The organism is Blastocatellia bacterium (genome assembly GCA_025055075.1).
Lineage (GTDB): Bacteria > Acidobacteriota > Blastocatellia > HR10 > HR10 > HR10.
Genome location: JANWYV010000020.1, coordinates 115,337 through 138,185, shown reverse-complemented (window position 1 = coordinate 138,185; position 22,849 = coordinate 115,337). Strand labels below are relative to the sequence as shown.

General features: G+C 60.5%; 16 protein-coding genes. 8 read left to right on the top strand and 8 right to left on the bottom strand.

Features of this window, described 5'->3' with window-relative positions:
• Nucleotides 1–34: 34 nt before the first annotated feature.
• On the bottom strand, nt 35–679 hold the full coding sequence (locus tag NZ746_05610; protein MCS6816839.1) for a hypothetical protein: 645 nt from the start codon (nt 677–679) through the stop codon (nt 35–37).
• A 249-nt stretch (nt 680–928) separates the two neighbouring features.
• Between NZ746_05610 and NZ746_05605 the strand changes: the two genes are divergently transcribed.
• Nucleotides 929–3,472 carry a M14 family metallopeptidase gene (locus NZ746_05605; protein MCS6816838.1) on the top strand — a complete coding sequence of 848 codons (2,544 nt, stop codon included), beginning with the start codon at nt 929–931 and terminating at the stop codon, nt 3,470–3,472.
• A 70-nt stretch (nt 3,473–3,542) separates the two neighbouring features.
• Here the strand turns inward: NZ746_05605 and NZ746_05600 are convergent, their stop codons facing one another.
• The 4 genes from NZ746_05600 to rpiB form a co-directional block, all read right to left on the bottom strand.
• Complete coding sequence (locus tag NZ746_05600) at nt 3,543–4,445, bottom strand: NAD(P)-dependent oxidoreductase (GenBank protein ID MCS6816837.1); 903 nt, start codon at nt 4,443–4,445, stop codon at nt 3,543–3,545.
• Nucleotides 4,446–4,454: 9 nt separating this feature from the next.
• Nucleotides 4,455–6,209, bottom strand: coding sequence for a hypothetical protein (locus tag NZ746_05595; GenBank protein MCS6816836.1), 1,755 nt, complete (start codon nt 6,207–6,209; stop codon nt 4,455–4,457).
• Nucleotides 6,210–6,306: 97 nt separating this feature from the next.
• Nucleotides 6,307–7,179 (bottom strand): sulfurtransferase, encoded by an 873-nt coding sequence (locus NZ746_05590; GenBank protein MCS6816835.1) that lies wholly within the window; start codon nt 7,177–7,179, stop codon nt 6,307–6,309.
• Nucleotides 7,176–7,658, bottom strand: coding sequence for a ribose 5-phosphate isomerase B (gene rpiB / locus NZ746_05585; GenBank protein MCS6816834.1), 483 nt, complete (start codon nt 7,656–7,658; stop codon nt 7,176–7,178). Before rpiB ends, NZ746_05590 begins: the two co-directional genes overlap by 4 nt.
• 174 nt (nt 7,659–7,832) lie before the next feature.
• Between rpiB and ilvB the strand changes: the two genes are divergently transcribed.
• The 4 genes from ilvB to NZ746_05565 all read left to right on the top strand — a co-directional run bounded on the left by ilvB (nt 7,833) and on the right by NZ746_05565 (nt 11,923).
• Nucleotides 7,833–9,578 carry a biosynthetic-type acetolactate synthase large subunit gene (gene ilvB / locus NZ746_05580; protein MCS6816833.1) on the top strand — a complete coding sequence of 582 codons (1,746 nt, stop codon included), beginning with the start codon at nt 7,833–7,835 and terminating at the stop codon, nt 9,576–9,578.
• 1 nt (nt 9,579) lies between these two features.
• A complete protein-coding gene (gene ilvN / locus NZ746_05575; GenBank protein MCS6816832.1) occupies nt 9,580–10,053 on the top strand; it encodes an acetolactate synthase small subunit in 474 nt (157 codons plus the stop codon).
• Nucleotides 10,054–10,091: 38 nt separating this feature from the next.
• Nucleotides 10,092–11,099 (top strand): ketol-acid reductoisomerase, encoded by a 1,008-nt coding sequence (gene ilvC, locus NZ746_05570; GenBank protein MCS6816831.1) that lies wholly within the window; start codon nt 10,092–10,094, stop codon nt 11,097–11,099.
• 197 nt (nt 11,100–11,296) lie between these two features.
• On the top strand, nt 11,297–11,923 hold the full coding sequence (locus NZ746_05565; GenBank protein ID MCS6816830.1) for an O-methyltransferase: 627 nt from the start codon (nt 11,297–11,299) through the stop codon (nt 11,921–11,923).
• Nucleotides 11,924–11,932: 9 nt separating this feature from the next.
• Here the strand turns inward: NZ746_05565 and NZ746_05560 are convergent, their stop codons facing one another.
• From NZ746_05560 to NZ746_05550, 3 genes are all read right to left on the bottom strand, one after another.
• Complete coding sequence (locus NZ746_05560; GenBank protein ID MCS6816829.1) at nt 11,933–12,898, bottom strand: ROK family protein; 966 nt, start codon at nt 12,896–12,898, stop codon at nt 11,933–11,935.
• 140 nt (nt 12,899–13,038) lie between these two features.
• Entirely contained in the window at nt 13,039–15,171 is a 2,133-nt protein-coding gene (locus tag NZ746_05555; GenBank protein MCS6816828.1) for a hypothetical protein, read from the bottom strand.
• Between the two features lie 87 nt (nt 15,172–15,258).
• A complete protein-coding gene (locus tag NZ746_05550; GenBank protein ID MCS6816827.1) occupies nt 15,259–15,834 on the bottom strand; it encodes a cob(I)yrinic acid a,c-diamide adenosyltransferase in 576 nt (191 codons plus the stop codon).
• 931 nt (nt 15,835–16,765) lie between these two features.
• On the opposite strand from NZ746_05550, the gene NZ746_05545 reads away from it, so the two are divergent.
• The 3 genes from NZ746_05545 to NZ746_05535 are packed head-to-tail and all read left to right on the top strand — an operon-like array spanning nt 16,766 to nt 22,847.
• Nucleotides 16,766–17,968 carry a TolC family protein gene (locus NZ746_05545; protein MCS6816826.1) on the top strand — a complete coding sequence of 401 codons (1,203 nt, stop codon included), beginning with the start codon at nt 16,766–16,768 and terminating at the stop codon, nt 17,966–17,968.
• A 54-nt stretch (nt 17,969–18,022) separates the two neighbouring features.
• Nucleotides 18,023–19,567, top strand: coding sequence for an efflux RND transporter periplasmic adaptor subunit (locus tag NZ746_05540; protein MCS6816825.1), 1,545 nt, complete (start codon nt 18,023–18,025; stop codon nt 19,565–19,567).
• Nucleotides 19,568–19,583: 16 nt separating this feature from the next.
• Nucleotides 19,584–22,847, top strand: a complete 3,264-nt coding sequence (locus tag NZ746_05535) for a CusA/CzcA family heavy metal efflux RND transporter (protein MCS6816824.1) — start codon at nt 19,584–19,586, stop codon at nt 22,845–22,847.
• Nucleotides 22,848–22,849: the final 2 nt, after the last annotated feature.

The window sequence follows — 22,849 nt, the reverse complement described above, 5'->3', positions numbered from 1 at the left end:
GGCGCATCGCCAAAAATACGGTTCGTCGTCCGTCTCATCCGAGACAGAATCCGACGTTCACGAGGCCAACGCCGATGGGAACGACAAAGCCCAGGCAAGGGACGATCTTAAAAAACGGCGGCGTATTGGTGAGGACGACGTTGAAGCCGATAGCTGGGCCGATGATCCCCAGCAGTGACTGCATGGCCTCGACCTCTTTAGCTGACGCGCGCTTGGGAAGCGGTGTGAATTTATATTCGGTGGCTGGGAGAGTGGCGACGATGTTTCCGAACTGGTCCCGGAAGTTCAAGGAGAGGCGACGCGTTTGCGGATGGCCCCCAATTTCGAGCGTATAGAGTCCAGCCGCCAGTGTCTTATTCTGCACGGAGAAGGCCTTCCCAGCTTCGAGAAGGCCTACCGTCCCCAATCGTCGCGGATCCCAAGAGGAAGCCGGCGTCAGCGTCACCGGCGTGTCGCCGATTTGAAGGAGTTTCGCCTGACTCGAATCAATCGTCGTCCCGACCTCCAGGGCGCGATTCTGGACGAAGAGATCGAGCGTTCGGAAGAGGCTCTGGACGTCGAGGCCCTCTACGTCAACGATCCCGGGATCTTGGGGGAGATTGGAAGAGGCCGTCCGGAGCGAGGGGGAGAAAAGGATCGGTGCGAGCGCGAGCATCGTCAACGCTATGTGTCTTTTCATCGTCTTTCGCCTCCGAAGAAGATCTTTCTCGAGAGCGATGTCGCGGGAGGAGGATGACCTCGCGCGACGTCCTCTCCGTTCGTTCATCCGCCAGATGGGACGGCGAGGCAGCGAGCGAGCGTTGCACGGATTTTTCACTCCATCGGGCCTCTTCGGGGAAGGGCGCGCCTCTTGTCCTTCTGCTGAGGCTTCGCGTAAAATCCCCCACTCCGTGGGAGTGAGGAAGAAGATCAGGAGGGAAATGAACGTATGTTGCGACGCGCGCGCCATCTGCAAAAGGGACTGGCCATAGTCATGATGACCGCGACGATCTGGGCCGGGCAGCGAACGGTTCCTTCTCCGAGGGAGTATCTGGGATTCGATATCGGAGAGGACCGTCGGCTGGCCAGCTGGCCGCAGATCGTCGAGTACTTTCGGCGATTGGATGAGGCGTCGGATCGCATGAGCGTCGTGGAGTTGGGGCGGAGCACTGAGGGTCGTCCTTTCATCATGGCGATTATCTCAGCTCCGTCGACGCTCGCGCGATTGGAGGAGTATCGGCAGATTCAAAAACGACTCGCCGATCCGCGCGGCCTCTCCGAGAGCGACGCGCGGGCGCTCATCGAGCGTGGGAAAGTCGTCGTCCTCATTACGTGCAACATCCACTCGACTGAAGTCGCCAGCGCGCAAACGGCCGTGGAATTTGCTTGGCGCATGGTGACCGAGGATTCGCCGCGCGTGCGCGAGATCTTGGAGAACGTGATCCTCTTGCTCATTCCCTCGCTCAATCCCGACGGGAACCAGATGGTGTACGAATGGTACCAGCGAACGCTCGGCACGCCGTATGAGGGGACGAGCCCGCCGTGGCTCTATCATAAGTACGTCGGCCACGACAACAATCGCGATTGGTACATGTTCACGCAGGTGGAGACGCGACTCACCGTGGAGAAGGCACACAATGCCTGGCATCCGCAGATCGTCTACGACGTGCACCAGATGGGAGCGTTGGAAGCGCGCATTTTCACGCCGCCATGGATTGATCCCATCGAACCGAATATTGATCCCATCCTCGTGCAGGGGATGAATTGGCTAGGGATGAAGATGGCGGCCGATCTGACGGCAGAGGGAAAGAAGGGGGTCGTCGTCAACGCGATCTACGATCTCTGGACGCCGGCGCGGTGCTATCAATGCTATCACGGCGGGTTGCGTATTCTGACGGAATCGGCGAGCGTGCGCATCGCTTCGCCGATCGAAATTCCCTTTGAACGCTTGCGAGGTGGGCGTGGCTATGACGCACAACGGCCGAGTTGGAATTTCCCGGAGCCTTGGCCTGGAGGGATCTGGCGCTTGCGTGACATTGTGGATTATCAGCTCTCGGCCTTCTTCTCGCTCTTGCAAACGGCCGCGCGGCATCGAGACCATTTCCTATGGAACTTCTATCGGGTCGGCAAGCGCGCAGTCGAACGGAAGGAGCCACCTTTCGCCTTCATCATTCCCCCGGAGCAACGGGATCCGGCCGCGGCGCGGAAGCTGATCGAGGTCTTGCGGTTCGGCCTGGTGGAGGTATGGAGGGCACGAGCGGCCTTTGAGGCGGATGGGCGAACTTTCCCGGCGGGGAGTCTCATCATCCCCTTGGCGCAACCCTACGGCGCGTTCGCGAAGGCGTTGCTGGAACGGCAGCGCTATCCGGATCTGCGGGAATATCCCGGAGGGCCGCCGAAACGTCCCTACGATGTGACGGCGCATACACTTCCCTTACTCATGGGAGTGAACGTTGTGGAGATCACTCGCCCCTTCTCCGTTCCGTGGGAGCCCGTAGATCGCGTGGAGGAGCCAGGGGGGCAGATCGTGGGAGGGAAATCTCCACACGGGTACGTGATTCGGCCGGAGGGGCATCGGGAGATCGCCGCGCTCTTCGACTTGCTCAAGCGAGGGGGGCGCGTCTATCGCCTCGTGGATGCCGCTGCCTTCCCACCTGGCACGGCGTTCATTCCCGCTGGACAAGAGGCGCTTTTGGAGGAGACGGCGCGGCGTTTCTCGATCTCGGTTCAAGCTGTGCGAGAACGTCCGCGCGGAGCAGTATTGGAGCTGCGGATGCCCCGCGTGGGCCTGTATCGAAGCTACGTTCCCTCGATGGACGAGGGATGGACGCGGTGGGTCTTCGATCAATTTGGCATTCCTTACGAGAATGTCTACGATCGAGACATACGCGCCGGAGATTTACGCCGTCGGTTCGATGCGATCATCTTGCCGGATCAACCGTTGCGCACGATCTTGGAAGGGCATCGGCCCGGCACGATGCCTGAGGAATATACGGGCGGCATTGGAGAGATAGGGGTAGCCAATTTGCGGCGATTCGCCGAAGACGGTGGCAGTGTGATCGCCTTCAATCAAGCTTCGGAAGTGATCCTGAGGGGGATGCAGCCGCAGGTCCGCGATGTATTGGCGGGTGTTTCGGAACGAGAGTTCTATGGGCCGGGTTCGATCTTGAAAGCCGAGTTCGATCCCGCGCATCCGGTCGCCTTTGGCATGGAACGCGAAACAGGGATTTGGTTTGAGGAAGGACCAGCCTTCGAGGTCAGCGGTTCGGCCATCGTCATCGCGCGGTATCCGGCGGGCGATCCCCTCCTGAGCGGATGGCTACTGGGTGGGGAACGCCTCTCTGGGAAAGCGGCTCTCGTGGAAGTCCCCATCGGACGGGGCCGTGCGATTCTCTTCGGATTCCGACCTCAGTATCGCGGGCAATCGTACGCTACGTTCAAAACGCTCTTCAACGCCGTGCTCTATGCAGCCTCCGAGCGTGCGACTTGGTGAAAAAATGGCGCCGTGCTCGAGCGAAGGGTCGAGCGCCGAAAAAGCTGTTTTCTGCGCGTGACTCCCGATCTCAAGCGCGGCGCCGATAGAGGGCGATTAATCCTTGCGTCCCAAGCTCGCCGAGTCCCTCGGCCACAGCTTCGCTGAAGAGGCGGAAGGCGAGTTCAGCGCCCGGGAAGCTTCGCGATTCGAGATCAGCGCACTCGGGAGCATCGTGTGGACGCGCTCGTCGAATGGCTTCGCGCACTAAACGCAGGTCTTTTTGCTGAAGGGCGATCTTGAAACCCGGCGCGAAGTCCTTCTGTAGGATCTTCGGAGCGAGATTCGAGAGCATCCACGATGCAGCGGCTCCCTGCGAGATAGCGCGCAATGTAGTTTCCAGATCGAGCCCAAGCCTTTCGGCCAGATGAAGGCCTTCGGTCATGGCTACGATGTTCAGGGCGCAGACGAGCTGGTTGACGAGCTTCGTCTTCTGACCGTTCCCGCTTGGACCGGTGTAGATGATCGTCTTTCCCAAAGCGCGGAAGATGGGCCAACACTGATGGAAGATCTCCTCGCGTCCTCCGACCATGATGGCGAGCGTCCCTTCGATCGCGCCGCGTTCGCCTCCACTAACGGGGGCATCGAGCATCGCGCATCCCCGCTCGGCGAAACGCTGAGCGAAAGCGATAGCGGCTTCTGGCGCGATCGTGCTCATTTCGATCACGATGCTACCAGAACGTATCCCTTCCTCCACTCCCCCAGGACCAAAGAGCACGGCCTCAACATCGGGCGTATCCGAAAGGATGGTGATCACAACATCGGATGTTCGGGCGAGATCGGCTGGTGAGGGAGCCCAAGCGGCACCTAGTTCCAAAAGCGGATGGGCCTTGCTCGCCGTGCGGTTGTAAACCGTGAGCGAGAATCCGGCTGCGATGAGATTTCTCGCCATGGGACGACCCATCGTACCGAGTCCGATGAACCCGAGGCGCATGCCACCCCCCTATTGCGCGGTTGGAGTGAGGCCGTGTCCGATCGGGTAAGCGCCCGGCAGGCTGATCGGCAGCTTCCCGGCGAAGGGAATTTCGCCGAGGATGGCTCGCAGAGCCGCGCGCTCCGCCTCCGGGTAATACTCGTAGGTCAGGATGTACGTCGGTAGCTCGGGCACAAAGGAGAGCATGTAGGGGCTACCGAATAGGGTGAAGACGAAAGGCTTCTCCAGTTTCGAGAGGGCGCGCAAAAGCTCCAGTTGTCCCTCGGTCAGATCAATGGAGCCCTTGTATGCGGCGACGCGGATGAACCCATTGGCCAAGATGAGATCGCAGAGGGCGGCCAACTTCTTCACGACTTCAATCGTCTCGCGCGGGGTTCTGTCGTCAATAGTCACTTCGACCACGCTCCGATGGCGTTTGAGAAGTTCCGCGCGAAAAGCGTTTCCGGGCACGCCCTCGCGCCACCCCTCGCGCGCATCGAGGATCGTCAGGAGCAGGACGCGCTGGGTCTCATTGAGGGTGATCGGAAGAACGCGCCGTTCGTCGCGCACCAAGGTGATAGCGCGTTCGATGATCGTGCGCGCCCATTGCTGATGTTCTCGATTCCCGACGATTCTCTCGATGCGATCCAGGTCTACGTACCGATTTCGATGGAGACCGAGCCGCGCCTTGGCCTCCAGGAGACGTCGCACGGAAGCTTCGATGCGCTCGATGGGGATCTCACCGCGCATGACCGCCTGTCGAAGAGCCGTGAAGGACTTCTCGACGTCTATGGGGAAGAGGATCACATCCGCGCCCGCTCGAACGGCGCGCAACGTCGCTTCTTCCGGCGTGAAGTGAGCGGCGACCCCACGCATGTCCATGGCATCGGTGAAGATCAGACCGCGGAACCCCAGCTCTTTTCGGAGCAGCCCGGTGAGGATCGCCGGAGAGAGCGTCGCCGGTATCCCCTGTTCCGGCTCCACCTGCGGAAGGGCGATGTGCGCCGTCATGATCGCGGCGACGCCCGCTTGAATCGCCGCGCGAAATGGCGGTAGCTCGATCCGATCGAGGCGGTCGCGGCTGACCGCGATGACGGGCAGCTCTAAATGCGAATCCTGGCTCGTATCGCCATGTCCAGGGAAATGCTTGGCCGTCGCCAATTGCCCGTTCTCTTGTGCCCCGCGGATGTACGCCTGGCCGAGACGCGAAACAAGAGCCACATCTTCGCCAAAGGATCGAATGTTGATGATGGGATTCCTCGGATTGTTGTTGACATCCATGACGGGATAGAAATTCACATGGATGCCCATGGCGCGTCCCTCGATGGCTGTGATCTGGCCGGCGCGATAAGTCAGTTCTTCGCTCCCGGTCGCTCCCAATGCCATGGCGCGCGGCAATCGCGTCGCTCCGCGGAATTGATATCCGGGCCCGCCTTCAAGGTCCGCGGTGATCAGGAGCGGGATTTTTGCCAATCGCTGCATTCGATTCAGCAAAGCGGCCAGAGCGACCGGATCCCCTCCGAAGGTATGATAGCCGCCGACATGAAATTCCACGATGTTCCGCTCGATGCGACGAAATTCCTCGCTCTCGTGGTTCATGAAGACGGGAGTCATCGCCGGGACGATCATCTGCCCGATCTTCTCCTCCAACGTCATCCGTCGCAACGTCTCTTCGATCCACGCGCGATCCTCCGCTGCGAGAGGACGCGAGACGTCCTGTTGGGGGATGGCAGGTCGCGGCATAGAGAACCAAACGATGAGCATGATGACCCAAGCGCTCTTCATAGTCTCCTCCTTTCTCGCGCGAGATATGAGCCGTTAGTGTATCGCCTTCCTCGACGACCGCGCAAATGCGCGCGGGCGCGGTCATCGTCCTCGCGGATCACATGCTTTCGGAACGCTCAGGGAGCGATCGTTCGATCGGACGCGTGGGATCGGTAATCCATTCGCTCCAGGAGCCAGGATAGAGTCGCGCTTCTCCCAAGCCCGCATGCAAGAGCGCTAACAGATTATGCGCTGCTGTCACGCCGGAGCCGCAGTAAAAGATCGCGCGTGAGGGAGGGATTCCACCGAGAATTTGCTCAAATCGCGCGCGCAATTCGTCCGCGGGGCGAAAGAAACCTCGGGCATCGAGGTTCTCGAAGTACGGGGCGCAGATGGCTCCGGGAATATGTCCGGCTACGGGATCAATCGGCTCATGCTCACCTCGATAGCGTTCCGGGCTCCGCGCATCAACCAAGCGGTAGCTCGGGTCCTTCAAGGCCATCAAAACGTCTTCGACGCTCGCCACAAGCTCAGGTCGTGGACGCGGGATGAAGCGGCGGGGGGAACGCCGCTCATGTCCGCGACGAAAGGGACGACCTTCAGCGCGCCACACTGACCAACCGCCATCGAGCACGGCGACCGCTTCATGGCCGAGCCATCGCAGCAACCACCATAGCCGCGCTGCCGTCGAACCTCCGCTGTCGTCATAAGCGATGACTTGGACATTTGCGTCAATGCCCCACGCACTGAAGCGCTCGACCAAATGCTCGATGGAAGGCAAGGGATGGCGTCCGGTCTTCCCGGGGATGATCGTGCCCGTGAGATCTCGTTCCAAATGCGCATAAACAGCACTCGGGATATGCCCTTGTTCGTAGTCGCGCTCGCCGCGCGTCGGATCGTCGAGCGCGAAGCGGCAGTCCACGATCACCCACGCTGGGTCGTCGAGATGTTGACTGAGCAGCGAGGTCGGGATCAGCGTTCGATACGTCATCGCGCACGATCGCATCGTTCCTCGTCGGCCTTCAAGAACCGGGCTTCGAGCCGACGCAGCTTCTCCAAGCGACGGCGATGGCGTTCCTCGTTGCTGAAGCGCGCTTCCAAGAACGCCCGCACGAGTTCTTTCGCCAGTTCCAATCCGATGACGCGCGCGCCGAGCACCAGCACGTTGAGGTCATCGTGCTCGACGCCTTGGCGTGCCGAATACGTATCGTGACAGAGACCTGCGCGAATTCCCGGCACCTTGTTCGCAGCGACCGAGGCACCCACTCCGCTCCCGCAGATGAGAATACCGCGCTCAGCACGCCCTTCGCGCACCGCGAGAGCGACGGCTTCGGCGTAATCGGGATAGTCCACCGGATCCGCGCTCTCTGTTCCGAGATCTTCCACTTCGTGGCCCAGCTCGCGCACGTAGGCGGCGAGCGCCCGCTTCAGCTCGAAACCGGCATGATCGGCTCCAATGACGATGCGCATGTCCCCATCCTCCGTTTCGGCGAAAGTGTACCAGAGAATCGCTGCGAAGGGGAGGGCGCATCAGGTCATAAGAATCGGTGATTCCGCCAGAAAAAGAATAAATTTTACAAATGCCGCGGCGATCGCTACACTATCCCCTCTCTCACCGGTGCGAGGTGGAAGGAGAATGACGATATGAGGATGAAAGGGACGGAGATCTTCGTCGAATGCCTGCGCCGAGAGGGCGTGAAGGTCGTCTTCGGGCATCCGGGAGGAGCGATTTTGCCGATTTATGACCGGCTTTATGATGCAGAGGTCCGACACATTCTCATGCGGCACGAGCAAGCGGCGGCGCACGCGGCCGATGGATATGCGCGGGCGTCAGGACGCGTGGGCGTGGCGATGGCGACTTCTGGGCCTGGAGCGACGAATCTGGTGACAGGCATCGCCAGCGCCTTCATGGATTCGGTCCCAATGGTCGTTTTTACGGGACAAGTGCCCTCGACGTTGATCGGAACCGATGCCTTTCAAGAGGCGGACGTGGTGGGCATCACGCGGCCCTGTACGAAGCACAACTATTTGGTGTTGCGCACGGAGGATTTAGCCTCCACCATTCGGGAGGCGTTCTATCTGGCGCGGACGGGGCGGCCCGGGCCGGTTCTTGTGGATTTGCCCAAGGACATTCAATTGAGCGAATGCGAATTCGTCTATCCGGAAAAGGTGAAGCTGCGGGGGTATCGGCCGATCCTCGACGGCGATCCTGAGGCGATCCGGCAAGCGGTACGAGCGATTTGGGAGTCGAAACGTCCGGTCATTTATGCCGGAGGTGGAGTCATCGCTTCCGAGGGCGCGGCGGAGCTGCGACGACTGGCGGAGGTGGGGCGGATTCCGGTAGCGACGACCCTCATGGGGCTCGGGGGCTTCCCGACGGAGCATCCCCTCTCGCTCGCGATGCTGGGCATGCACGGGAGTTGGTATGCGAACATGGCCGTCAGCCGGTGCGATTTGCTGATCGCCATCGGCGTGCGCTTCGACGATCGAGTGACGGGGAAGATCGCGGCGTTCGCGCCCGAGGCGCGGAAGATTCACATTGACATTGATCCGGCCGAGATCAACAAGAATGTGCGCGTGGACATCTCGATCGTGGGGGATGCGCGCCGCGTCCTCTCGGTCTTGAATTCGGAGTTGGAGCAATTGCTTGCGGAACATCGGACGTCGTCGTGGGAGGCCGAGCGGCAAGCGTGGTTGGAGCAGATCGCCGAGTGGAAGCGCACCCATCCGTTTCGTTACGACTTCGACGAGCGGGTGATCAAGCCGCAGTGGGTGATCGAAGAGATCTCGCGGATCACGCAGGGGGAGGCGATCCTGACGACCGACGTGGGGCAACATCAGATGTGGGCGGCGCAATATTATCGGTTCAAGCATCCGCGGACGTGGATCACTTCGGGAGGATTGGGCGCGATGGGATTTGGATTGCCCGCAGCTATTGGCGCGTGGTTCGCGCGTCCGGATCGGCCGATCATTGCTATCTGTGGGGATGGGAGCTTCCAGATGACGATGCAGGAGCTGGCCGTGGTGGCGGAACATCGCATCCCATTGAAGATCGTCATCCTCAACAACTTTTATCTGGGGATGGTGCGGCAGTGGCAAGAGATCTTCTACAATGGCCGATATTCGGCGAGCGATCTGCGCGTTTCGCCCGATTACGCGAAGATCGCGGAGGCCTACGGACTACGGGGATATACGGTGCGGCAGCCGGGAGATCTGGCCGACCTCTTGGAGCAAGAGTTGCTCTCGAGCGAGCCTATTCTCTTCGACGTGCATGTGGCCGCCGAGGAGAACGTTTATCCCATGGTCCCGCCTGGGGCGGCGATCACGGAGATGATCGTCGGACCGATAGGGACTCGAACGATTGCCGATAGCAAGGAGTCGATCGCCTAGTATGATTCGGACGATCGTCCTGACGGTCGAGAACAAGCCAGGGGCTCTCGCGCGGATCACGGGATTATTCAGCGCGCGAGGCATCAACATCGAGAGCCTGACGGTAGCGCGAACAGATGATCCGACGCTCTCGCACATGACGATCGTCGTGGACCTGGAAGATGCGGCGTTGGAGAAATTGCTGAGGCTGCTCGATCGCTTAGTGGATGTGGTGACTGTGACGGCCGTGGACACGCGGAATGCTGTCGAGCGGGAGTTGTTGCTGTTGAAGGTGCGGCATGAGTCGGGACAGAAGCTGGAGTTGCTCAAGGAAGCGGAGATCTTTCGAGCGCGCGTCGTAGATGTCTCGCCGCAGTCCTACGTGCTGGAGCTGACGGGAGATGAGGAGAAGCTGGAGGCCTTCATTCGCGTCTTCGAGAAGTATGGGATTCTGGAACTGGTGAGATCGGGGAAAGTGGCCATGGCGCGGGGATGAGCGCATCCCTGCGATCTTTTGCGAGGAGGGAAGATTCGATGGCGAAGATCTACTACGAGAAGGACGCGGATCTGCGGCTTCTCTCAGGGAAGACGATCGCGATCATCGGTTATGGAAGTCAAGGGCATGCCCATGCACTGAACTTGCGCGACAATGGGCAAGCGGTGATCGTGGGCTTGTATCGAGGGAGCCGATCTTGGGCGAAGGCGGAAGCGGAGGGGCTCACTGTCCTGCCGGTCGAGGAAGCAGCCGAGCGGGGCGATCTCATCATGCTCCTTGTGCCGGACCCCGCGCAACGAGAGGTATACGAGCAAGCGATCGCTCCAGCCTTGCGGTCAAGGAAAATGCTCTTGTTCGCGCACGGGTTCAACGTGCACTACAACCAGATCGTGCCGCCGCCGGATGTGGACGTTGCGATGGTGGCCCCGAAGGGACCGGGGCACCGACTGCGCGAATTGTTCCTGGAGGGACAGGGGGTGCCGGCACTTCTGGCCGTACATCAAAATGCCTCGGGGCAGGCCAAGGAGTTGGCTCTGGCTTACGCTAAAGGGATCGGCGCGACGCGAGCGGGAGTCATCGAGACGACGTTTCGAGAAGAAACGGAGACGGATTTGTTCGGCGAGCAGACTGTGCTCTGCGGCGGTGTGACGGCACTGATCAAGGCGGGATTTGAGACGCTGGTGGAGGCCGGGTATCAGCCGGAGGTCGCTTATTTCGAATGCCTGCACGAGCTGAAGCTAATCGTGGATTTGATTTACGAAGGCGGCTTGGCCTACATGCGTTATTCCATCAGCGACACGGCCGAATACGGAGACTACACGCGGGGACCGCGAATCATTAACGAACAAGTGCGCGCAGAGATGCGACGGATCCTCGCCGAGATTCAAAACGGGACGTTCGCCCGAGAGTGGATCCTGGAGAATCAAGCCGGACGGCCGAGCCTCGCGGCCTATCGCCGACGAGAGGCCGAATTGCTAATTGAGAAGGTGGGGCGAACGCTTCGCGAAGGTATCATGGGAATGAAGGCCCGTACGACTTCGGCGTGAATTGCTTCTGGACTTCAGCAGACATACGCGGCGAGGACAACGAAGGAGTGGTCTCCACGATCTCCTCCTCGCGGTTTGGAGACGATCTTCACCTCCTTGCTCTCGGAAGGAGCTTCTGCCAAGGTATTTCCTTGCGGCATTCGGCGGGACGCTGGTGAGGTCATTCGGGCTCTGAGAATCAGCGGGGAGGAGGGGGCATGGGCATCCTTTACGAAGACGTCGCTCGATACATCGAGAGTTTCTCTCCCGATCGCCTCGATGTACTCCTCGAGCAGGAGGAGGTAGCCCATCGGCGGCGTATTCCCATCGTCGGTCCGATCGTGGGCCGATGGTTGCACCAATTGGCGCGCATGATTGGCGCACGGCGGATCTTCGAGATGGGATCGGCGATCGGATACTCGACGATCTGGCTGGCTTTGGCCGTCCCCGAGGATGGGGTCGTGTATTACACCGATAACAATCCGACCAATGCGCGCGAAGCGCTCGGGTATTTTCGGCGTGCGGGCGTCGCCGATCGAGTCCGGATTCTAGTCGGCGATGCGTTGCTGCTCCTGGACCAGGTGGAGGGACAGTTCGATCTGATCTTCAACGACGTGGACAAGCATCAATATCCGGACGTCTTTCGCAAGGCCGTGCCGCGGTTGCGACGCGGTGGTCTCTTGGTGGCCGACAATGTCTTGTGGAGCGGGCGCGTCGCGCGTGGGGAGACTGATCGGGAGACCGCGGCCATTCGCGAGTTCAATCGGCTGCTCTTCTCATCGCCGGACTTGTTGACGACGATCATCCCTCTGCGCGATGGCCTCTCGGTGAGTTTGAAATTGTGAGCCATGGGCTCACGTGGAAGCGAAAAGTGCAGCGGCTCCGAGAATGCCGACATCCGCTTCCAAGCGGGTAGGGACAATGGCGATCTCAGCCGCGCGCGGGAGGATCGAATACATCGGCGTGAGCTGGCGCAGACGGGAGAACAAGAGATCGCCCCATTGCGAGACGCCTCCGCCTAAGACGATGATATCGGGATCGAAGACGTTGATCATCCCCCCAAGCCAAATGCTTAGAAAACGCGCCGTCTCCTCGACGACCTCCAGAGCGAGCGGGTCTCCTCGTCGGGCGGCTTCACCCACGACGATGGGCGTGATGGCCTCCAGATCCCCAGCGACGAGATCATGGAGGAGCGAGGGGACCATCGCTTGACGCAGCTTCTCCTTCGTCCGTCGGGTGATGGCCGTGCCCGAAGCGAAGGCTTCGATGCATCCCCGATGGCCACAGTTGCAGAGCGGTCCATCGTAGTCAATGGTGACATGTCCGGCCTCGACAGCCATGCCGGTTCGTCCCCCATAGATCTTGCCGCCGAGGATGACGCCCGTTCCGATCCCAGTGCTCACGGTGACGTAGAAGACGTGCTCGTATCCGGCGCCCGCTCCAAAGAGGGCCTCGGCCAGTCCAGCGGCGTTCGCGTCGTTTTCAATGCGCACGGGACGGCCGTAGCGCTCGCGCATGAGGCGAACGATGGGGACATCCTTCAAGGCCGGGATGTTCGGGGAATAAAGCAATGTGCCCGTTCGAGGATCGAGAGGGCCAGGAGCGACGACGCCGATGCCATCAATCTGTTCGATGCGATGGCTCGCGCGTTCGAGGACGAGGTCCACAGAGGCGAAGACTTGATGCAACACCTCTTCCTTCGACCGATCCGCCAGTGTGGGAAGGAAGACGCGTTCCAGAACGCGCGTGCCGCAAACGATTCCGGTGGCGATCTTCGTTCCCCCGATGTCGACGCCGATGATGGCTCGCTCATCGCTCATCTCGAACCTCCTCCTTTCCAAAGCGGGTTCGGGCAAGGACGCGCATGGTACGCGGCATGCCGGGAATTTGTCAACGGAAGATCAGCGCGCACACGACGCGAGAGGCCTTCGCCATCAGCCCGGGCGCGGATGAGAAAGATTCATGCTCGGCGGTATCCTCTGACCAGAAAGACCGGCTCTGTGGGCGAAAGGCCGCACAAGGCGCGTTCAGCCCATCGTTGGGCTTGATCTCGAGAGGCTGCGCGCGAGAGATCAAGCAGTTGCATTGCAGCCAATAGGTACAGCTGCATCGTGCGGGCGGCCGTTTGCTCGTCCTCGAACAAGTGCGCGAGAACGCTCGCTATCTCCGCGACGGTCGTTGTGAGGATCGTCGCTTCTTCCAGCGCAAGCGTCACGTTCCCTTCCTTGTCGCAAATACAGGCTTTCGTCGTCGCAGTCCCTCGCCATTTGAAGAAGCGACCAACGGTCGCGCGCCCTCGGTAGATTTCGAATTCCTCGGTTTCCGCCACCAACTCCACGCGATCTTCCGGGACGCCCATCAAGCGGGCGGCAAGAGTCCATCGCTGATCCGGCGTCACGCGGGGAGTGGGAAGCTCAGGATATGGGCTCACTCGCCCTATCACTATAAGGCGCGCCCGCGAGGTTTGCGGATCCCAATGAGCGTCTGCCACAAGCGATGAGCGTTCGGCGCCAGATGCGAGAAGGGCGTGTTCGGCTTCTCGGCGCAAGCGTTCCATTTCCTCCGGTCGCGCGAGCGATCGTTCGATCGTCTCTTGAAGGTCAGCACATGCCGCGCCGAATGCGCCCATTAGCTCGCTGTGCTCAAGGAGAACGGAGGAGAGCCCGAGCCGCTGCGCAAGAAGGGGGAGGAAGAGTGGAGCCGATGCCCCTATCCCGATGAGTGACGGAGGAGGGAATAGCGGGCGCCGATGCAAGACTTGTCGAACCGCATTCGCGAGCGCTTGTGTCGCGCGTTCGAGAACTAACTCGGCCACATCTTCGGGAGCGAGCGCAAGTCGCGCCGCGAGGCTCTCGAAGGCCTTTCGAGCAGTCGCTCGTCGCTCGTCCATCGCATTGGATTCCAAGAGTCCCAAGCAAAGCGCAGCGTCTCCCACAGTGAGCGCGTATCGGCGTCCATCGGAGGTGATCAGCAGCAAAAGCTCCTCCGCGTGCCCGGGCGCCGGGGCGAATACCGTCACGCGCGCGCTTCCTAGCAATTCTTGCGGCGCTTCCCGAGCCGGGGCAATCCCTAGTCCCGCGGCGCTCCATGGGCCGACGCCCGCGATCGTCCCCCGTTGAAATCTCACCACGCTCCCGCTTCCTATCGGAAGCGAAAGGAGTTCGAACGCCCGCAGAGGTACTCGCTTGTGCGCCAGTTCGGCATTTCCCCCCAGCGGACGTCCCTGGTGGATCATCGCGATATGTGTGGAGCTTCGCCCCATTTGGATGAGAACCCCATCTCGAGCTTTCGCTCGACGAAGCGCACCGAGGATGTTGGCGACGGGCCCAGAGAGAAAGCCAAGGGTGGGACGGCGAAGGAGCGCCTTCCACGAAGCCAGTCCCCCGTCATTGCGAACGAGGAAGAGCGGCGCGCGAAGCCCTATGCGTCGCGCGCTTCGGGTGAGAAGTTCTCCTATCTGGAAGACCTCGCCCAGAGCCGTCACCAAGCCGATCGCCGCGTGAAGCCGAAGCGTCGGATCCGCATCCGCGGAGAACTCCGAGACGCTGCACATCGGCAGACCAAAGCGCGAGCGGAATTCAAGAAGCGCCTCTACCGCATGGACGTTGGAGCGCTCACTTGGGTTGAGGACGATCCCTGTTGCTTCGCGCGCGCGGAGGACGTAGAGTGCGTCGAGTCCGTCCTCCTCCAGATTGTGCGAACGCGCAGTCAAGCGCACGACGGACGCCGAACATCCAGATAGCAGCGACGTTGTTTCTTCTTCACTCCGTTGGGGCATCATCGGCGGATCAAGATCCAAAAGTCCAATGCGCGTTGGGCGGGCTTGTAAGGCCGCGTCCACGCCGAAAGTCGTCCCCAACGAGAGGCAGAGCACGCGTTCTGGAGAAAAATCGCCTTTCGAGAGGAGGGCATGAAGAACTTGCCGAATCACTTCGGCGCGAAGCGCCCATGTCGCAGATGACCCTGCGGGGTCTTGCGAGCGCGCGTGATGAGCGGCGATCACCTCCAACGTCTCATGATCGAGCGCTACGGCGCACGCGCCATCCTCGTCCACGGTGACTCCGATGCGAACCCACCGTCGCTCGTTCGTCATCGCTCATCAGCCGTGCGTCGTCAATGCCGGCCGCCTTCGTCGCAATCTCCCGATCACCCCGAGAGAAGCGAGCTTCCCGCGACGAGCTCAAGAGGAAGGGGGTGTAGAGGACCGTGGGGATCCAAAGCTCGCTTCCTCTTCCATCGCCCGAAGCTCGCGATTGACCACGCGCGCCAGGACAAAGAGGAGATCGGAGAGGCGGTTCAAATAGACGAGGACGTGTTCGTTGATCGGTTCCTCGGCCGCCAGCCGCACGACGCGCCGTTCGGCGCGACGGGCGACGGTGCGCGCCAGATGAAGCAAAGCGCCCGGCACGGCGCCCCCCGGAAGAATGAATTCCCGCAGGGGAGGAAGCGTGCTGTTCCATTCATCTATGGCCTGCTCTAGGCGCGCGATATGATCCGGCTCAATCCGCGGAGCTTTGATCTCCAATGGGCTGGCCAGATCCGCGCCCACTGTGAACAGCTCATTCTGAACCTCGGCCAGGAGCCGATTCACCGGAGAATCCCCCATGTGGGCTCGCACGACGCCAAGGAGCGAATTCAACTCATCTACATCTCCATAGGCCTCCACGCGTGCAGAATCCTTTCGCACACGTCGGCCGCCGACGAGCGAAGTCTCTCCTCGATCACCTGTTCGCGTGTACACCTTCGTGATGCGCATAAACGCGCTCACATTATAACTGCGAGGTTACGGCGGCGGCAATCTCCCCTGCAGGAACCTCGCGAGTTACCACCCCCTGCGCATCGAAACTTGACGGAAGAAGCAGCGAGGGGATACAATTTCGCCTCGCGATGAAACGAGCCTTCACCATCGTTCTATTACTCCTCGCCAGCGGGGGCGCGGGACAAGAGATGGTCTTGTGTGCGCGATCGTTGTGCGCCATCCCTCTGATCCGCTGCTGTTGTGATCGTCCTGCCCAGTCCGAATCGCGGCGCCTTGTGCGCCCGATGGCGTGTGAGATCCCTCAAGGGATGCCCGTTCCTGCCTGGCAGGAGATGGGGGCTCGTCCATGTTGTTTCCTCAATTCAGCGCCGACAGGAACGTCGGGCGAGATGATCCCACCATCTTCAGCCACCTCCCTTCAGGAGAGGGAGGGAGGACGTTCGACCGATATCGTTCCTGACGGGATCCCTCCTCCCGTGAGATGGCGCATCTCTTCAGACGACTTCTCTTCGATCGCTCCTCCGATTTATTTGCGCTTCGCCGTCCTGCGCATTTAGCGTCTTCACCACGCTCCAGGTGATCGGCCGTCTTCGCGCGGCGATCCCCGCTTCCCTCTTTTTTTGAAGCTCTTCTCCCATCGCGCGTGCGGAGAGCGCGCAGTGGATTCCTTGAGTTCGGAGGCGAGAGAATGAAAAGACGCACGAGCGCAGAGACTTTCGGCGAGGCCAGACGAACCGATGACAATCGGTGCCCTCCCCACCGCTCCAACCGTTGGAAAGTAAAGGGAGTGATCAGCATCCTCCTCATCGGCGTTTGCGCGCCGCTTCGCTACGGACAATCGATCGAATCGTTGATGAGCGTTAAGAGGGAAAGGGCGAGGCCGAATCTCTCGATGAACTTCGCGTCGCAAACGCACGAGGGGAGGAGGGTGGACGCTTCGTCCGTGGAACAACCCCTCGTCACGCTCGACGAGTTGATCGCCGAGGCATTGCGCGCTAATCCGGAGATCCTCGAAGCGCGGCGGCGATATGAGGCCCGCCTGGCGCGCATCCCGCAGATGTCGACACCACCGGAACCCACGCTTTCGATCGCCTCGGTGGGGAATTTGCTGCCGTTCTCCGTTCAGGTCGGAGATCCATCCAGTGCGCGCACAGTGAGCATCATGCAGGAGATCCCATTCCCTGGAAAGCTCGCCCTCCGGGGGAAGATCGCTGCTTTGGAGGCGGAAGCCGAGCGGTGGAACTACGAGCAAATCTGGCGCCGCGTGATTTCCGAGCTGAAGGTGGCCTATTACGAGTTGTACCTCGTGGACAAGTCCCTGGAGATCGTCCAACGGGTCAAGGGTCTGCTTGAACAATTCCTCAAGATCGCTGAGGCGCGCTATCAGGTGGGGAAGGCTGCGCAAGCGGATGTCCTCAAGGCGCAAACGGAGATTTCGATCCTGTTGGAGCGGCTGACAGTTCTGGAGCGGCGACGAGCAAGTACTGTCGCGCTCATCAACGCTCTGTTGAATCGCTCGCCGGAGGCGCCTCTTGGGCGGACGACCGAGGTGAAAAGAGGATCGCTCACTTTTTCGCTCGAGGAGCTATACAGGATGGCGGCTGCTTCTCCTGAGCTGAAGCAACAGGAGCGAGTGATGGACAGCCGCCACTATCAGATCGCGCTCGCGCAGAAGGAGTTCTACCCGGATTTCGCCGTGAGCTTCCAATACATGCAGCGCCCGGCGATGCCGGAGATGTGGGGCTTCAGCGTGAGCGTGAAACTCCCTCTGTATTTCTGGCGGAAGCAGCGGCCAGCGCTCGAAGAAGCTGGCGCTGAATGGGCCGAGGCCCGACAGCGACACGAAGGGATCCGCGCGCAACTCTTCTTCCGCGTGAAGGATTTGTATCTGATGGCGATGGCGGCCGATCGGCTTCTTCGACTCTATGAGGAGGGAATCATCCCTCAAGCGACCTTAGCACTGGAGTCTTCGATCGCGGCGTATCAGGTCGGGACGGTGGATTTCCTGACGCTCATCACGAGCCTCATCACCGTGCTCGACTATGAGACGAGCTATTACGAACAGCTCGTCACTTTTCAGAAGTCGCTGGCTCAACTCGAGCCCATCATCGGGAGAGAGTTGGTGAGATGAAGGCGCGAGCCAACCTCCCGAATGAGTGGCTCTTAAGCGCTGAGGAGGAAAACGATGGAGAGAGAATCGCACGTGCCCTGGAAATCATCGGGGGAAGACCCCTTGGACGTTCTGTGGGCGGCTCACGCCTCTTCGGCCACACGCGAAAAGACGGATCGGCCTTCGCCGAGGACACCTTCCGAGGGCGAGGAAGCACAAGGAGAGCGGGGGAAGCAGAAGAAGCGCTTCGGCTCACGGCGCTTTTGGGGAGCCGGTGTCCTTCTTCTTGCGCTTCTTGTAGGAGGGATCGCATACCAGTATCGCGAGGAGTGGCGGCGAACGCCGCTGGGGATATGGTTGGCGCGCGATGAGATCACTCCGCGCTCAACTGCGGAGGCGATCTACTACTGCCCGATGCATCCCGAGTACAAGTCCGAGCGACTGGGCGAATGTCCAGTCTGTGGGATGACGCTCGTGCCGTTGGAATCCGCATCGAAGGACGCATCTCAGGAACGTGTCCGGGAAACGGCGGAGGAGACCCTTCCTCCGGGAACCGTGCACATCAGCCCCCTCAAGCAACAGCTCATCGGTGTCACTTACGGCGAGGTGATGTTCGGCCCCATCGTTCATACCATCCGGACCGTTGGGAAGATCACCTACGACGAGACAAAAATCGCCCGCGTGCATCCTAAGATCGAAGGTTGGATCGAGAGAGTCCATGCGGATTACGTGGGGAAGTTTGTTCAGAAAGGACAACCTCTCGTCGAAGTGTATAGCCCGGAGCTCGTAGCCACGCAGCAGGAATATTTGCTGGCGCTGCGAGCGAAAGAGACGCTCGGTCGAAGCGCGTATCGGGAGATCGCTGCCGCCGCCGATTCGCTGTATGAAGCGAGCAAGCGGCGATTGGAATTGTGGGATATTCCGGAAGCCGACATCCAGCGGATCCGCCAACGCGGTCAACCGTTGCGGGCGCTCACGCTCTACGCGCCGGTGAGCGGGTTCATCCTCGCGCGCAATGCTTTCGAGCGGCAGCGCGCGACGCCGGAGACGGAGCTCTACGTGATCGCTGATCTCTCGACGGTGTGGGTCCTGGCGGACATCTACGAGTCCGAGGTGCCAATGGTTCGAGTCGGTCAAGCGGCGACGATGACGACCTCCGCTTTCCCCGGCAAGGTCTTTCGAGGTCGGATCAGCTACATCTCCCCACAAGTGGACAATGTGACGCGCACAGTGAAGGTTCGCTTGGAATTCCCGAATCCGGGCTTCGTGTTGAAACCGGACATGTACGCGAACGTCGAGATCCATGTCAATTATGGGCGACATCTCTGGGTCCCCGAGAGCGCCGTCCTCGATTCCGGCGATGAGCAAATCCTGTTCGTCGCTCACGAGGGGGGATATTTTGAACCGCGTCGCGTGCGCGTGGGACCGAGAGTGGGAGATCGGTACGTCATCTTGGAGGGGGTCAGGGCTGGGGAGCGGATCGTCACCTCCGGGACTTTCCTGATCGATTCCGAGAGCCGCCTCAAATCGGCTCTTCAAGGGCTCGGTCATGCCGGGCACGGTCGCGCGCCCGCAACGTCCACGAAGCCATCGCCCGAGCCTTCGGGGCACAAGCCATGAACTCGGAGACGCGACGATGATCGAGAGAGTCATCGAATTCTGCGCGCGCAATAGGTTTCTCATTCTTTTCCTCATCGGGATCGCTTTGCTCATTGGCTTCCACGCGATGCGCAACATCACGCTGGATGCTATCCCCGATCTCTCGGACACGCAGGTGATCATCTATTCCCGGTGGGATCGCAGTCCGGACATCATCGAGGATCAGGTCACCTATCCGATCATCAGCTCACTGCTCGGGTTGCCGCGAGTGAAAGATATTCGAGGATTCTCGGACTTCGGTTACTCCTACGTGTACGTGATCTTCGAGGACGGGACGGACATCTATTGGGTGCGGTCGCGAACGCTCGAATATCTGAGCAGCATTTTGCCGAAGTTGCCCGATGGGGTGCAGGTGGAATTGGCCAAAGATGCCACCGCCATTGGTTGGGTTTTCCAGTACGCTTTGGTGGATACGACGGGAAAACGGAATTTGGCCGAGCTCCGCGCTCTTCAGGATTGGTATCTCCGCTATGAACTCCAAGCAGTTCCTGGTGTCGCTGAGGTCGCTCCCGTTGGCGGCTTCGTTCGGCAGTACCAGGTGAATCTCGACCCTAATGCCCTCTTGGCTTACCGCGTCCCGCTAGACGCTGTCGTGCGCGCCATTCGTCAGGGGAACAACGATGTGGGCGGGCGGCTCATCGAGTTCTCGGGACGCGAATACATGGTGCGCGGTCGCGGCTATATCCGTTCCCTTCGCGATGTCGAGAATCTCGTCGTAGGGATCAATCCGGAGACGGGGACGCCCATCCTTGTGAAGCACCTCGGCACGGTCACCTTGGGCCCGGACATTCGTCGCGGCGTCGCCGAGCTGGATGGAGAAGGGGAGACGGTCGGCGGCATTGTGATCATGCGGTATGGCGAGAACGCGCTGAAGGTCATCGAGCGCGTGAAGGCGCGGCTGGCTGAAATCGAACGCAGTCTCCCGGAAGGGGTGAAGATCATCACGACCTACGATCGGTCGGAATTGATTCTCCGGTCCATCGCGACGTTGAAGCGAACGCTCATCGAAGAGCTGGTGATCGTGAGCGTCGTGATCCTCCTCTTCCTCTGGCATATCCCGAGCGCCATCATCCCCATCATCACGATTCCCATCGCCGTGATCCTGTCATTCATCCCGATGTATGGGATGAAGATCACGGCCAACATCATGTCGCTTGGGGGAATCGCCATCGCCATCGGCGCGATGGTGGATGCTGCAATCGTCGTCGTCGAGCAGACGCACAAGCGACTCGAGCAGTGGGACGCCGCTGGACGCCCGGGTGATTTCCGCGAGGTCGTCCTTCGCGCGGTGAAGGAAGTGGGCCGACCGAGCTTCTTCACGCTCTTGGTGATCGCTGTCTCGTTCATGCCGGTCTTCGCTCTGGAGGCGCAAGAGGGACGGCTCTTCCGACCGCTCGCCTTCACGAAGAACTTCGCCATGGCGATCGCTGCCGTGCTCGCGATCACGCTCGATCCGGCGATTCGGCTGCTCTTCACGCATATGCGGGAATTCGCCTTTCGCCCGCACTTGCTGTGTCGGCTCGTCAATGCGCTTCTTGTCGGAAAAATTCACCGCGAGGAGAAGCATCCGATCAGCCGATTCCTGATGCGCGCTTATCATCCGGTCGTGGAATGGGTCTTGCGACATCCATGGGCGACGATCGCCGGCGCGACCCTCGTCGTCCTCCTGACGATCCCCGTCTTCTTCCGCCTCGGATCGGAGTTCATGCCGCCGCTCGATGAAGGCGTGTTGCTCTACATGCCGACGACGATGCCGGGCATCTCAGTGACGGAGGCGCAGAAGCTGCTGCAGGTACAGGACAAGATCTTGAAATCGTTCCCCGAAGTCGAGCGAGTCTTCGGCAAGGCAGGACGCGCCGAGACGGCGACCGATCCAGCTCCTTTCTCGATGATCGAAACGGTCATCGTGCTCAAGCCCCCCGAGCAATGGCCGAAAGTGCCTCGGTGGTATTCGAGCTGGGCGCCCGAGTGGCTACAGGCCGTTTTACGACGGATCTGGCCCGATCGGAAGACCACTGAGGAGCTGATCTACGGCCCCGGTGGGTTGAACGAAGCGCTGCAGCTTCCGGGCGTCGTCAATGCTTGGACGATGCCGATCAAAGCGCGCATTGACATGCTCACGACGGGGGTGCGCACGCCAGTGGGGATCAAAATCCTCGGCCCCGATCTGAACGTCATTCAGGAGATCGGTCAGCGCATCGAGAGGGTGCTCCGGGATGTCCCCGGCACGACGAGCGTCTTCGCCGAACGGACGGTCGGAGGGTACTTCCTCGACTTCGCGCTGAAGCGCGAGGAGTTGGCTCGCTACGGGTTGACGGTCGAGGACGCGCAAACGGTCATCATGTCCGCCATCGGCGGCGAGAATATCACGACGACGGTCGAGGGACGGGAACGATATCCGATCAACGTGCGCTACTTGCGCGATTATCGCAGCACGCTCGATCGGCTCGCTCGGGTGCTCGTGCCCACTCCTCATGGTGCGCAAATTCCGCTCGCCCAAATCGCCGAGATCAAGCTCCTGTCTGGGCCCGGCATGATTCGCGATGAGAATGGCCGCTTGAGTGGTTACGTCTATGTAGATGTCTCCGGGCGCGACATCGGTGGCTATGTGGAAGAGGCCAAGCGGATCGTTCGGGAGAAGGTCCCACTGCCTCCCGGCTATACGCTCATCTGGAGTGGTCAGTACGAATACATGCAGCGCGTCGAAGAACGACTGAAGCTCGTCGTGCCGGTCACGCTCTTCCTCATCTTCCTGTTGCTCTATCTCAACACTCGCTCGACGGCGAAGACGATGATCGTCATGCTCGCCGTTCCATTCTCGGCCGTCGGCGCCATCTGGTTCCTCCATCTCTTGGACTACAACATGAGCGTCGCCGTCTGGGTGGGATTGATCGCCCTCCTCGGCGTGGATGCGGAGACGGGAGTTTTCATGCTGCTCTATCTCGATCTCGCGTATGAGGAGATGCGGCGCCGAGGGCTCATGCGAACGCGAGAGCATTTGCGCGAGGCGATTCACTATGGCGCGGTGAAGCGGTTGCGGCCGAAGTTCATGACCGTGGCGACGACATTCATCGCCTTGCTCCCCATCATGTGGTCTACGGGGACGGGAGCCGACGTGATGAAGCGCATCGCTGCCCCCATGATCGGGGGGATCCTGACCTCGTTCGTCATGGAGTTGGTCGTGTATCCGGCGATCTATTTCCTCTGGCGATGGCATTTCCATGTGAAGAAGGAGGGATGAGC